Below are 13,584 nucleotides of genomic sequence, written 5' to 3'. Positions count from 1 at the left end.
ATCTAGCCTTTAAAGTAAGCGCCAAGTTCGGCAGGGACCGAGGATGGTGGTGCGACGGGAACCTCGACCACGTCGATTCCTAGGTCGCGGCAAGCTTCAATGAGACTTTTCGATGCCGCTCCCTTAGTGGCGAGAACAGATTGAGCCGGCCAGTACAGATCATAAATCTCGCCAGCAACGACACGCGAAGATGCCCTCGGTAGGCCCCAGGCCATCAGGGCATCCTGCCAGCCGTCAACGCTCGCTGGATGCGCTTGGGGTGCAGCATCCGCCGTGGCGGAAACAATCTCGCAAAGGAAGTTTCTCACCTGTTCGTCACGGCGGTCGATCAATTCGTGATCGGTCTGATTGAAATATGAGAGCAAGCAACGGTAACAGCCTGCTACGCAGGCATCATTCTGCTCAGTCAAGATGCCCGTCTCAGCATCCAGATCGTAGTGCATCAGCTTGAGTGCTTCGAGGGCGATTTCTGATATCCTGCCTGCGTCCGAAACCAATCGGTTCAGAACACCGGCGCCGCCTTCGGTCGCTTCGTAAAGCAAGATGCCATTGCGCTGATCACGGCTGGGCAAGGGCTCTCCGAGCAGTTCCCCCTCCTCGAGTTCAGAAGTAATTTCGATGCCACGAACCAGGGCGTGTTGAAGCGTGGCCATCTGGGACAGGTTCAGTTCCCATGCCGGACGCAGCAGCATGGCGTTCTTATAGTCTTCGACGATGGGGACAATGCGCTGTGCCCCCGTCGTGCCGATATCGCCGGTTTCGCCATCGTCATCATTATTTGTGTCGGATACCCACCGCCCTGTCGATGGATCGATGTTGAACCCGTTTATCGATTTTTCGGCTCTTCGGCGCAGGCCTTTATTGATCCGCGAGAGCTTGGCTCGGTTACCGTAATCGACGAACAGCAACCGTCCATCCGCGTTGGCAAGTTCAAGGTGACGGACATCCAGTTGGCCCTGGTCATACGTCCACTGGAAGACCGTCTGTACATCGAAGCCACGGCGTTGCCGGTCCTCGTCATTGGCTGTAATTCGCAGCGAGGGCGCTGTTTCGACATTATCAATCTTGTAAATATTATCGAGTCGAGTGCCCCCGGCTAGGGAGCCACCACAGGCGTGGCAACGTTCGATCCGGTCGTCGCCATGAGACGCGCCGCACCTGTCGCAGAGGATCAAAGTTGTCGTGGTCAACTTGCCATCATCGAACCGGCCGTGGGATGGTAGTTTCGCCTTCACAACGCGGAAGGCCCTTCCCTCATGATAGATGAGGCTGTTTGGGCCGAACTCTGAAATGGCCAGGAATCGTGGTCTTTGCAGAACTGAGGCTCGCTTCGTACCGGGTACGAAGGCGTACAAAGGCAATCTAGGAAAGTTGTAGCCAGGCAAAAACCCTTCGGTCGCCAGATAACGATACGTGTAGAAGTCCGAGCTGTTGGTTGAGTCACCACGCTCCAGCAGATCCAGTTCCTCGGTTGCACGATAATAACGCCGAGCCGCTTCTTTGCGCTCGCCAGGTCGGAAGGAGGTGCGAGTCTGGATAAGATTGGACTCATCCTGCTCTCGCTTGGCACCTTGGTACAGATCGCGCCAGCGCTCAAAGCTGGCCGTCAGGCGTGATGCGGCTTCCCTGTCCGTTTCGGCGACAAAGGAGTCGATGTCTTCCAGCCAGGGCGCATCTGTCATGTCAATGACATTGACAGTGGCGTCAACAATCCGCCGTAATATCGGTTTGGCCCGGCCATCTTTCGACAGCTTATCAAGAGCTTCGGTAATGTGCGACGCTATCGGCAGGCCAACTTGCGTCATGTCTAAATTGGCCGGGATCGCCGGTTGCAGCGGCACTTTCGCGACGGCTAGCCATTCTGCCTGAAGGTGACTGCGCAACAGGTCGCGATTGCTGAGATCGAGCGCCGGGGGCTTGACAACTCCGGAGACCAGGCCTGTCCTATTGGTAAAATAATACTGGTCGTGCGGCGATTGGGCCGCGCAGTAGGTGATGACCAACGCCGCCTGGCCGCTACGGCCAGCACGACCCGCACGTTGCGCGTAGTTCGCTGGTGTCGGCGGCGCATTGCGCAGATAAACCATGTTGAGGGCGCTGATATCGACCCCCAGTTCCATGGTCGGCGAACAGAATAATACGGGCAGGAAACTGGTCGGCTCGCCCTCCTGGCGCATGTCACCTTGATTGACCTTGATGCGTTCCTGTTCGGTGTGACCGTATCGAAAGCGATCTTCCCGCCAAGACCGAACGCGCTGATCCACCTGTGCCGTGTGTTCGCGTGCCTCAAACGCATAAGGAAGTGGGCCGTCCTGTGACAGCATGTTGGCTACCTGAATATACAGGGCCTTAAAAAACGGGTTTTCGCGCTTGCCATCGGCACGCTGATCGGCGGGATGTACGCGCAGTGCCGTGGAAGCTAGACGCCAGGCAGGAACGTCAAATCCCAGCGATGACACGCGACGCACAATTTGATGGACCTCGGCGGCCGCCAGCAGGGTCAGTAACAGCTCATCATATTCGGCCGTTGGCAGTTGGACGCCCCAGATATCTTTGTGACGCAACGCCTTGCCCAGACTCGTGCGCCAGCCGCCGCGGATAATAGCCATTTCGTCCCGCGCCCGGAGGTCGGCCCGATCGGGAGGGGTGATCATGAACACAGAGGCGCTACGGATTTCGCGTTCTTCATTTTGATCAATTAGCCAGGGGTCACGTAGATGGCTGCGGGAATCTTGGGCGACTTGCAAAACCCGTGTGCGATCAAGGCTTTCCGTTGCGACGGCCAGACCCTTTCGCATAAAGCCAAAGAGAATTTTATACAGATTTTCACGCTGTGCCGCCGAGAGATTGGCCAGACGCGGATTGCCAGCGAATTCAACGTCATCACTCGCCAATTCTTTTAGGCCAGGGAATTTGATTTCAATTAGGCCCGTTTCTTCGAGATTGGGATTGGTGAAACGCCAGCCTTTGCGCAGATCGGTCCAAACACGATGGGCCAGGACAGCATTGAGCGCATCCTCTGCGCCTTGCCTCGCCTGATAACCCTTGGCGTTGGGATCGCCCATCCACTCGGCCAGACGGGCCTGATAGTCCGGCTCAAAGCCCAGGGCCCTGCGGACTGCTTCGCCAAACCGCGCATCGGCCAATCCCCTGTCCCCTGCATCGATCGTGGCGCGCAAGATTGCGCCACGTAATAGGCACACAAATATGAAGTCGTTGAAGTGCCCGGCCTGAAGAGCGGCATCCTGACGATTGTCCGTGAAGCCCAGCAATTTGCGGCTATGCTTCTTGAAAGTTTTGTCCGCTTCCATCTCCGCGAGAATGGTCGAGACGATGAGGGTGGTTGCGGAACTGCGGCCCTCAGCCGACAAGCCGGCCAGCTTATTGATGTCGCGTGCCTGGGGCGACGGTTGATGCTTACACTGCGGGCAAAACCGATACTTGCCTTGGAAGAACCAGCCTTTCGTACCTTTTTCCGAGACTGAGCCGTCTGGGAGAATGCTAAGTTCTTGGCCTTCATGCTTGCGTCGGTGGGTCGCCTTTAGGCGCGCAGGACGATCGGGCGCGGTCACCTCAATCCAGTCGTCGGGATAGTCTTCTACAGCGCCGGAAAAGTCGAAAGCTTCATTTACCGCCGGCACGAGGAACCCTGTGAGTGAACCATCTTCACCTGCATCGTCTGTTGCAGGTTCATCAATCGGACGAGCGATCACTTGCCGCCCCGCTGACGTCATTGCCAGGCGAACGCTGTGATGTTCTTGCCCGCATTCTCGACAGAAAAACAGAGGATACAGCCTCGCATTCTGGTCGTCTGGATGAAAGACTTGTCCGTCTAGAACCACGCGACGCTGATCGCGACCTTCAAGAGTCGCGAAAGCGCGACCCGCCCCGGAGATGAAACGATGCAGCTTAAAGGCTAAGAAGGCGCGGTCCCTGGTGCCGCCACGCTGGCCTTCTGGTTTGCCGATCAAGGTCAGCATATCCATCAGAGATGTCATGCATTGGGATTTTTCGAGCCCGGTTTGCTCGGCAAGTTTTTCTGCCGCTACCGATAGGGTTATCGCCTTGCGGCGACGAAGCTTTTCGCGGTCATCGAGTCCAATCTCGGTCTCGATCCAGCAGACCAGCGGGTGAGACGCAAGTTCCTCGTCCGTCGCCATGGCTGGCGGCGAAGCCAGCACAGCCTTACGCAAGGGCTCGCCAAGAGTGGACGCATTAATTTTGGGGTCGGTAGCTCGAACCAACCTTTCGTCGATAATGGATGACGGCTTGATGGTTTGGCCGAACAGCTTCGAGCCTACCTTGGCAACTGCTGCGGCACGCTCGTCATCGGAGTCAGCACTCGACATCGTTGCGGACGTGCCGATACAAGTTAATTCTTGGTCGGGCGCGAGACGATTCTTCACCCGCCGCACCAGCATAGCAACATCGGCACCTTGCCTGCCACGATACGTGTGCAACTCGTCTAGCACTAAGAACTGCAAACCCTCGGCATTGGCCATCACTGTGCGATCACGACCGTCCTGCCGCGTCATGAGCAGTTCGAGCATCATGAAATTCGTCAGTATAATATCCGGCTTAGTCCGCGCTATTTCGTCTCTCTGAGCATCGCTTTCCTGGCCGGTATACCGACGAAAAGTGGGTTTAAGGTCATCTGATAAGCCGGACTCACCGATATACTTTTCCAGCTCTTCAAGCTGACTATTGGCTAGGGCATTCATCGGGTAGATGATGATGGCCCGCGTGCGCTTCGGCTCACCAGCGCGCCGCGCTCGAATGATGGCATCTACAATCGGCAGGAAGAAGCACAGGGATTTTCCGGACCCCGTTCCCGTGGTAACTATATAGCTTTCATTGGCTTTGGCGCGAGAGATGGCTCGTTCTTGGTGGCTGTACAAGGACATCGGCAAACGGGTCGGCCCAATTGCAAAAATCTCTTGCATAGCGGGATCGAGAACACCCTCGGCTACGAGTTCTGATACGGTTCTTCCGGCCTCAAACCTCGGATTGATAGTAATAAGAGGTTCCGGCCAGTACCTGCCTGATGAGTAAGCAGCATCTATTTGTGTTCTAATTTCAGGGGCGCGAATCTCGGAAAATGACCGCGCAAAAGACGCATAATTTTCAATAAGTTCATTATCAAGCTTGAAAATATCCACGAAATTGCCCCTGACTCATATTAAGACATCGGTAGTATGCCGATCCATAGATTTCAACCGACAATCGACCTCAAGCAAAGCAGGAAACGTTTCAACGGCTCAAATCCGTTGATCGACACTTAACGGTTGAGTCGCTTGAGAACGTCTTTTTTAAGTAATAGCTTCCCTCAGTTCTCTTCCGGATGATCGCAGTGGAGACCTAAGGGGCGTTGCCCCTCGCGCACGCAAGGGTCTTCGATGAACGATCAAGGCCGTATCCCCTGCCTTCCTTCGCTACGCTCTGTGCAGGCGGGTGATACCCCTCGGCCTTGATCGCCCTTGCGTTTGCTACCCCCACCCTCGGCGGGAGCCAAGGGTTGCTATGCGCAACCCAAAGCCAAAGAGGGAAATGACCATGACCACACTGTTTGCACAGCCTTACGACATCAGCGCGCGCGGCTTCTATTTCGACACGGCGTCGGAATATTCCGCCAAGGCCGTGAAGCTGAAAAACGACTACGGCCAGGCCGTTGAAGAGTTTGAAATCCAGTTCATCGATGGCGAGTACCTGGATGCCAAGCTATTCGAGGCCCTGGGCGTCAATCAGGCGAACCATGAGTCTTTCCTTGAAGCCGCGACCGACTGGAACGATGACGAGAAAATCAAGGTCATCATCGCGGTGGGCGAGGTCGGCTACAAATTCAAGCTTGGCGACGACATGCCGGATCAGTTCGAGGTCGAACTTTACCAGGCTGACAGCCTCGCTGACCTGGCAGCGCAGTTTGTCGAAGAAGGGCTCTACGGCGAGATACCGGAGCCGCTGCGAAACTACATTGATTATGACGCCATCGCCCGTGACCTCAGCGTTGAATATGGAGAAACCCAGCTTGACGGTGCCCGATACATTTACAGATGCGGGTGAGCGTGTCAGCATAGAGGGTGAATGATCCGGCCAATTGTGTCAGCTACACCGATGCTATTTGGCCCGTTCACATGTGCAATTTTGGTGATCTGAATCATTTTTGAGGACTGTAACAGAGACAACACATTGGTCTTGGGGGCCATTTTGGGGGCCTTTCATTTTTTTCTTCCACCAATGAGTTTTGAATTCAATAGGTTATTTCTCGAATTCGAGTCACCTAAGCGCACCACTACCTTGTTTGCTGAAATCCGCCCAAGGTTAAAAAATCCAAGAAAAACTGGCACTTTAAACGTTAGAAGGCCACTAACGTCCGTTTTGTGACTCGGCTCATCCAGCCCGGCTCAATTATCACAAAAGCCTCTATCTCCCCGACATGGCATCGCACTATCGCCTTGCGATAAAGGCGAAGGGGTCGTTTGCTTAAACGCCGTCACGCCCTTTCAGTGACAGCTGTCAGGCGCCGCCGGTGACGTCCTGCGCGAAAGCCGACCCGCTCAGCGCGAACTGTCCCGCGCCGCCTCTCCTCAGATAAGGTCAACCTGTCAAACCCGCCTCAGTTTGCCGCATTCCCCTGAGGGTTGATAAGCGCTATGCGTTTTCAGGGACCTTCCGACGCAGTCTTTGTAAGACGTAGCCGCCGAAGGGTGATTCCCTGTTCCCCGCGCAACTAGGGTGGATAAGCTTATTTTATAAGGAGATTTTCAGGTCTCATCCTCGTAAAAGGGCGTAGCTGGCGGGTTTTTCCGACAAGGCAACGGCACCTAAATACCGCGACAGAAGGGCCGCATGTCGCAATCGGAACAAATCACCGGGGATTGACGCACACGCCGCAAATTCGCCTCTTACGATACATTCCGAATACGATTACCCGTCGCTGAGGAGTGGGGCACATGTCAAATAACAGCACTTTACCGCGAGAGGACTGGAAATTCAGCGGGGATTCGTTTGAGGGTTTGGCTCAGATTCTGCACCGTTACTGCGATATAACGGCCCAGCAACCCGATCCCGCGCAGCCTTTAAACTGGCGGTTGAATTTATCCTCTATTGAGTCGCGTCATCTCAAGGACCCTGTCTATTTGAAGCTGGCCATGGTGGAGACTACGGCGGACTGGTCCTTTACGTCCCATACGCCCGGCGACGACATCATTATGAGCTTTCCGCTGGAAGGCCGCCAGAGCCACACCTTTGCCGATCAGACGGTCGAAATCGGCAAGGGACAGGCCATCATGTACCAGCAGTGTGAGCAACTGCGTCAGTCCTTTATGGCCCACGATCGTGTGGCGCGCTCGGTATCGCTGCGCCTGAGCAACAAATGCGTGCGGCGCATTATTGCGCGGCGCACGGGTCGCTTTGATCGTCTGCGCACCGATTTCCGTCAGGTAATCGAACAGAGCATGCCGGGTTTTGGCCTGATCCCGGCGCTGGTCGGCACGATGTCGGGGCTTGATTCCGAGGCGGTCTTTTCGGTGCTGTCCGAAGAAACGCGCCATGCCCTGGTCACCGCCATGGGGGAACTGGTCTTTGATCTGGTGCCCAATGTGATGCGCCGCCATGGCCGCCTGTCCGAAGCCGACAGGGTGCCGCCCTATATCCGCAAGGCCTGCAATTACATCGTCCACCACTATCGCGACGCCCTCACCATCCGCGAACTGGCCGAACTCTGCGCCGTCAGCCTGAGAAAACTCGAACGCGGGTTTGAGCAGAGTCTGAGGATGAGCCCGTCCGCCTTCGTCAAGAAGGTCCGCCTTGACGCTATCCGGGCCATTCTGACCTCCGGCACCTATCGCGGGACCATCTCGGCGCTGGCGGCGGAGTGCGGTTATTCCAGCCGCCACCGCTTCCTGAAAGACTATACGGCCCGGTTCGGAGAAACCCCCAAGGAAACCCTGCGCGCGCACAAGCCTTAACCACGGTGCGGGCCTGGTGTCCTGAATCTGAAATTCGCATGTGCTTGTTATCGCTCTCTGGCGAATTTCAGATTCAACAGGACACTAGCAAATTATTGTAACTCGTATCGTTTTCGAATTTGAAGTTCGCCCGGCTCTCGATATCAAAATGAAGCGAACTTCAAATTCACGATACTAGAGGCAGCGTACAGTATCGTTAATTACGGTTTAAGATATTCGCGTTATGGATGTGTAGCGCCCGTATTACCCTCAAACCACGAGGAGCAAACCCTATGTTTGCTATGCCATCGGCTATGGGCACAGGTCCCGTCAGCCCACCTGCTCACCACCCGACGAACGGTGCCCCCTCATGAAAACGGCACTTATTCTGGAGGTTCCCAATGATCTGCACGCCAAGCTGGGGGACGCGCTTTCGGACGCGGCCATGCTTGAGCGGGTGGAAGAGGCCCTGCACACCCTGTCAGCACAGTTCAAGGGCTGGTTGTCCGACGACATCATGCGGCTGAACAGGGCCGTTAAAGCCGCCTGTCAGACGCCCGGTGAGGCGAGCCGGTAGGAGTTGCTGAGACGCTACGGCGACCTCAAGGGCATGGGGACGACCTACGGCTACCCGCTGGTCAGCCGTGTGGCCGCCTCGGCCTGCCTCTTGCTGACGGCCAACAGCGATCTGGCGCTGACCCTGCCGCTGCTGGAGGCGCACGCCGCGGCGATCACCGTGCTGATCGATTGCGAGATCAGGGACGAAAGCCACGCGGAGGGCCAGAGGCTTGCGCACGAGCTGGAGGTTCAGGTGCAGCCGTTCCACAGCCGCGTCGTAAGGCTCTGAGGTCAGACGCGGTTGGCGTCGGGCTGAGTCAGCTTGCGGAAATTCATCCAGAACAGGATGGCCCCAAGCGGGATGGACAGAAGGATGATCAGCGGCTGATAGAGGCCCAGACTGAAACGCGACGGCGGAAGGTTGGCCGTGAACAGGTTCAGCGCCATACGCCCTTCCAGCCAGTTGAAGCTCATCAGCCCTACCCCCAGGAGGATCAAGCCGATCCACACAAAGCGCCAGCGCACGCGCGGGGCGGCGATGCAGATAAACAAGGTCACCGCGCAGAAGATCAGGTTGATGACCGCCAGCCCCAGAAGCGCATAGTGTTCGATGCTCTGCCCGCTCAGGCGGAAGGCCGTGCGTTCAAACAGCGAAGCGCGGTAGGTATTCATATTGAACCCCGCCACCGCCTGCTTCGCGGAGCCCGGTTCGACCGTCACGGTGGCGATGATCCAGCGGTCGGAAAATTCGTACTCCAGCGCCACAAACACGAAGCGCTTGCCGCTCAGGTCGCGCACCATATAGCCGACGGGCTGGATATTGCGCGGCGCTTCCTGCGGCAGATACAGATAGACGCGCTCCATAATCAGCTCGAAATTGGCGTCGATATAGTCGTTGTTCATCTGCGCGCGCACGGCCGGCGTGTCGCGCGTCTGCATCAGGGCGACAAAGTCCTTCGACTGCCCCACCTCCGGCTCCAGCCGCGCCAGTTCCCGCGACAGGCGCTCAGCGCGCTGACGCTGATCCAGCGTGCCGCCCAGCACATAGAGCTGACTGACCAGCAGCATCAGGCTCAGCACCGCGCCAATAATTTTCCGGAACAAACCCATCTACCCACCCGTTAACCTTTTTAGTGTTGGCACGGGCGGGGGCTTCGCAAAAGCCCTTTTTTACGGTTTTTGGCGGATGGGCGGCAAAGCGTTGCAAATATCCACCGCTCCGGCCGACACCGCGAAGAAGTCGTCCTTGCGGTTGGCGCGGGCCTTTACCCAGGCGGCAAAGGTCGGGCTTTGCGTATCGAGATACTGAAAAGATGGACGCTCCGTGGACGGAAGATCGGCGGCGATGCGCACGGACACAATCTTTGTGCGCTCCGCCTCGGTCTTGTAGAAGCCGAGCGCCTCTGTGCCGCGCGGACGGGCACTCAGGGCGTCCATGCCCGACACGACGCGCCCGGCCATAGCCAGGTTGCGGTCGAGATGGCGCGGCGCGTGGCCGATAATGGCGTAAAGCTGCGACGAAGACCCCGTATCCGGATTGAGGCCGCGCGCCACACCGACCATGCCGTAGCAATGCGGCAGCCATTGCGCCTGACCGTCCGTCGCCACAGGCCAGCCGTCCACGTGCCCGACCTGAGTCGCATAGGCGTCACGATAGGGCAGCGGGCGGAAGGCTTTGGACAAGGGCTGTTCATACTCAGCGGGCGGCGCGGCCTTTACGGCCTCCGGGTATTTGGGTTCCGGCTCGTCTGGCCAGCCCCATTGACTGACATAATTGTCCTGTGAGCGGATAATGGCCGAGCCATCCCACCACTTCGCGCGGGCAAAGGCGCGGACATTGGCCACGTGCTGCGGCGAAAAGGTCGTGGCCAGTTGCACCACCACCTTCGACCCGTCAGCCAAGGTCATGACCATCAGGTCTTCGGCCGGGATATCCTTCCAGGCGGTCGCAGGCGCGCTCTCCAGCACAGACGACGGGGTAACAGGCTTGTCCTGCGCCGTCGCGTGCGTGGCGACGACAGCCAGAAAAACAGCCAGGCTCAGTGTGCGGATGGTCATGCGTGCGTCCCCTTTAATAACAGCAGAAACCTTATCCCGCCCCCGGCTGACCGCAAGTGGGAAAATCACGCGATTGGCTGTTGCATTTTGCGACGACTAAAGTCGAATAGCCGCCGGGGCGGGGCTGTTTTACCCTCCTCCCCTGATCTTCCGCGCCATAAGGAAGACGAACAAACGGCTGAAGGCCAAAAACAGGCCCAAAAAACAGGCCAAAACAACAGGAAGGACAACCCGAAATGAGTTCCGACGAGGTCTATCGTCGTATCTACGACAACCCCAAATTTCAGGCGCTGGTCAAAAAGCGCGGGCGCTTTGCCTGGACGCTGTCGGCCCTGATGCTGCTGGCCTATTACGGCTTTGTCTGCCTGATCGCCTTTGACCCGAAGCTTTTGGGTACGCGCATCCAGCCGGATGCGGTCCTCACCTGGGGCATTCCGGGTGGCATCGGCCTGATCCTGCTGTGCTTTATCCTCACTGGTATCTATGTGCAGCGCGCCAATGGCGAATTTGACCGCGAAGTGCGTCAAATCCTTGAGGAGGCCGGGCAATGAAGGGCTTCTCATTTAGCTGGCGCGCCCTGTTCGGAGCCGCGCTAATCAGCGCGGTCCCGGCCATGGTGCTGGCCGATTCCATCAATAGCGAGGTGCAGAAGCAAGGCACCAACTACATCGCCATTGCCATGTTCCTGGCCTTCATCGTCCTGACGCTGGGCATCACCAAATGGGCCTCGGCGCGCTCGGCCTCGACCAAGGACTATTACACCGCCGGCGGAAAGATCACCGGCTTTCAGAACGGTCTGGCCATTGCGGGCGATTACATGTCGGCCGCCTCGTTTCTGGGCATTTCGGCGCAGGTCTTTACCTCCGGCTTTGACGGCCTGATCTATTCGATCGGCTTTCTGGTCGGCTGGCCCATCATCCTGTTCCTGATGGCCGAACGACTGCGCAATCTGGGCAAGTTCACCTTCTCGGACGTGGCCTCCTACCGTCTGGGGCAAAAGCCGATCCGCTTCCTGTCGGCCCTGTCTTCGCTGACGGTCGTGGCCTTCTACCTGATCGCGCAGATGGTCGGGGCGGGTAAGCTGATCCAGCTTCTGTTCGGGCTCGATTACCTGATCGCCGTGGTGCTGGTCGGCGTGCTGATGGTGCTCTACGTGCTGTTCGGCGGGATGCTGGCCACCACCTGGGTGCAGATCATCAAGGCCGTCCTGCTGTTGTCCGGCGCCACCTTCATGGCCGTCATGGTGCTGAAATCGGTCAATTTCGACTTCTCCGCCCTGTTTGAAAAGGCCGTCGAGGTGCACCCCAAGGGCGATGCCATCATGGCCCCCGGCGTGCTGATCAGCGACCCGATCTCGGCCATTTCGCTGGGTCTGGCCCTGATGTTCGGCACCGCCGGTCTGCCGCACATCCTGATGCGCTTCTTCACCGTCAGCGACGCCAAGGAGGCGCGCAAGTCGGTCTTCTACGCCACGGGTTTCATCGGCTATTTCTACATCCTGACCTTCGTCATCGGCTTCGGGGCCATCCTGCTGGTCGGCACCAACCCCGCCTTCAAGGACGCGGCGGGTGAACTTCTGGGCGGGTCGAACATGGCGGCGGTGCACCTCGCCAAGGCCGTGGGCGGTGACTTCTTCCTCGGCTTCATCTCGGCCGTCGCCTTTGCCACCATTCTGGCCGTCGTGGCCGGTCTGGCCTTGGCCGGGGCCTCCGCCGTGGCGCTCGACCTCTATACCCACGTCCTGCGCGGCGGCAACGTCAATGAAAAGGCACAGATGGCGGTCTCCAAAGGCGCGGTCATCGTACTGGGTGTCGTAGCCATCGTGCTCGGCATCGTGTTTGAGAAGCAGAACATCGCCTTCATGGTGGGGCTCGCCTTCTCGGTGGCAGCAGCGACCAACTTCCCCATCCTGTTCCTCAGCATGTACTGGTCGAAGCTGACGACTCGCGGGGCGGTCATCGGCGGGGCCATGGGCCTGATCACGGCCCTGACGCTCACCGTCCTGAGCCCGACCGTGTGGGTCGATGTGCTGCACCATCAAGCCGCCATCTTCCCGTACAAATATCCGGCCCTGTTCGCCATGATCGCCGCCTTTGTGGGTATCTGGCTGTTCTCGGTGACGGACACCTCCGCCAAGGCCAGGGCCGAGCGCGAGAAGTTCTTTGCCCAGTTCGTCCGCTCACAGACGGGGCTTGGGGCTTCGGAGGCGGTAGATCATTAAAACCGTGTTCGAGTAAGCGTTTGCGCACAGACTGGCCGCTCCCACCCCGGAGCGGCCATTTTTATACCAACGGCCGAAGATGCTGACCGCATCCGGCCGTTGAAGACACGAGACTGTCTCATATGTATTAGCGACATGAGACAGTCTCGAATGGAATACCAAGAGTCACTTTCAATGACCCTTGTTGGGGTGGACGGCCCAAAGGCATCTTGTGCCATATTTGGGTTGCTCACTCCAACATAAGGACCGCCCAAATGAACTATAAGCGCGTTGCCATCGACACGTCCAAGCATGTTTTCACTCTTTATGGTGTTGATGAACATGATCGCCCTGCACTCCGTCGTGATCTGAAGCGAACTCAATTTGAAGATTTCTTTAGCAAGCAAGAACCAACCGAGGTGGTGCTTGAGGCGTGCGGCGGTTCGTATCATTGGGCGCGGGTGTTAGGTGGCCTGGGTCACAAGGTACGACTGATCCCGCCGCAATACGTCAAACCCTTTGTCAAGCGTTCCAAAAATGACCGCAACGATGCCGAGGCCATCAGTGAGGCTGCGGCGCGTCCGACCATGCCTTCAGTCGCCCTCAAGACGGTCGAGCAGCAAGCTGACGCCATGATCTTGAAACATCGCGATATGGTCGTTTCGCAACGCACCCAGGCTATCAATGCCCTGCGCGGTCACGCGGCGGAGTTCGGCGTGGTGGTGGCCAAGGGCACCGCGTGCATTGCGGCCCTGCTGGCGAAGATCGTCGACGATGACGCCATCCCTGCCACTGGCCGGTCAATGTTCGCGCAGATGGGAG

General features: G+C 57.7%; 9 protein-coding genes and 2 pseudogenes. 7 read left to right on the top strand and 4 right to left on the bottom strand.

Going from position 1 to position 13,584, the window contains the following annotated elements; translation table 11 throughout:
- Positions 1 to 2: 2 nt before the first annotated feature.
- Together ACK8OE_RS07485 and ACK8OE_RS07480 are read right to left on the bottom strand one after the other, a co-directional pair.
- Positions 3 to 632: pseudogene (locus ACK8OE_RS07485) on the bottom strand (DUF1998 domain-containing protein); the annotation flags it as partial.
- Between the two features lie 1,392 nt (positions 633 to 2,024).
- A pseudogene (locus tag ACK8OE_RS07480) lies at positions 2,025 to 4,904 on the bottom strand (DEAD/DEAH box helicase); the annotation flags it as partial.
- Positions 4,905 to 5,553: 649 nt separating this feature from the next.
- Between ACK8OE_RS07480 and ACK8OE_RS07475 the strand changes: the two are divergent.
- From ACK8OE_RS07475 to ACK8OE_RS07460, 4 genes are all read left to right on the top strand, one after another.
- Positions 5,554 to 6,060: an antirestriction protein ArdA gene (locus ACK8OE_RS07475; protein WP_410272041.1), complete on the top strand. Its 507-nt coding sequence runs from the start codon at positions 5,554 to 5,556 to the stop codon at positions 6,058 to 6,060.
- An 890-nt stretch (positions 6,061 to 6,950) separates the two neighbouring features.
- Positions 6,951 to 7,967, top strand: coding sequence for a helix-turn-helix domain-containing protein (locus tag ACK8OE_RS07470; RefSeq protein WP_410272040.1), 1,017 nt, complete (start codon positions 6,951 to 6,953; stop codon positions 7,965 to 7,967).
- Positions 7,968 to 8,316: 349 nt separating this feature from the next.
- Positions 8,317 to 8,523, top strand: coding sequence for a hypothetical protein (locus tag ACK8OE_RS07465; protein WP_410272039.1), 207 nt, complete (start codon positions 8,317 to 8,319; stop codon positions 8,521 to 8,523).
- A gap of 3 nt (positions 8,524 to 8,526) precedes the next feature.
- Complete coding sequence (locus ACK8OE_RS07460) at positions 8,527 to 8,793, top strand: hypothetical protein (RefSeq protein WP_410272038.1); 267 nt, start codon at positions 8,527 to 8,529, stop codon at positions 8,791 to 8,793.
- A 2-nt stretch (positions 8,794 to 8,795) separates the two neighbouring features.
- On the opposite strand, the gene ACK8OE_RS07455 is transcribed toward ACK8OE_RS07460, so the two are convergent.
- Positions 8,796 to 9,614, bottom strand: coding sequence for a hypothetical protein (locus ACK8OE_RS07455; protein ID WP_290795430.1), 819 nt, complete (start codon positions 9,612 to 9,614; stop codon positions 8,796 to 8,798).
- A 60-nt stretch (positions 9,615 to 9,674) separates the two neighbouring features.
- Complete coding sequence (locus tag ACK8OE_RS07450) at positions 9,675 to 10,562, bottom strand: peptidylprolyl isomerase (RefSeq protein WP_410272037.1); 888 nt, start codon at positions 10,560 to 10,562, stop codon at positions 9,675 to 9,677.
- Between the two features lie 236 nt (positions 10,563 to 10,798).
- Between ACK8OE_RS07450 and ACK8OE_RS07445 the strand changes: the two genes are divergently transcribed.
- From ACK8OE_RS07445 to ACK8OE_RS07435, 3 genes are all read left to right on the top strand, one after another.
- A complete protein-coding gene (locus ACK8OE_RS07445; RefSeq protein WP_013478242.1) occupies positions 10,799 to 11,113 on the top strand; it encodes a DUF485 domain-containing protein in 315 nt (104 codons plus the stop codon).
- Complete coding sequence (locus ACK8OE_RS07440) at positions 11,110 to 12,783, top strand: cation acetate symporter (RefSeq protein ID WP_410272036.1); 1,674 nt, start codon at positions 11,110 to 11,112, stop codon at positions 12,781 to 12,783. Before ACK8OE_RS07445 ends, ACK8OE_RS07440 begins: the two co-directional genes overlap by 4 nt.
- 254 nt (positions 12,784 to 13,037) lie before the next feature.
- The coding region (locus tag ACK8OE_RS07435; protein WP_410272035.1) for an IS110 family transposase at positions 13,038 to 13,584 on the top strand (547 nt) is incomplete at its 3' end.

The sequence above is a fragment of the Asticcacaulis sp. W401b genome (genome assembly GCF_046503825.1).
Taxonomy (GTDB): Bacteria; Pseudomonadota; Alphaproteobacteria; order Caulobacterales; family Caulobacteraceae; genus Asticcacaulis.
The sequence above is the reverse complement of the archived record's forward strand: the minus strand, read 5'-3'. Positions and strand labels throughout refer to the sequence as shown.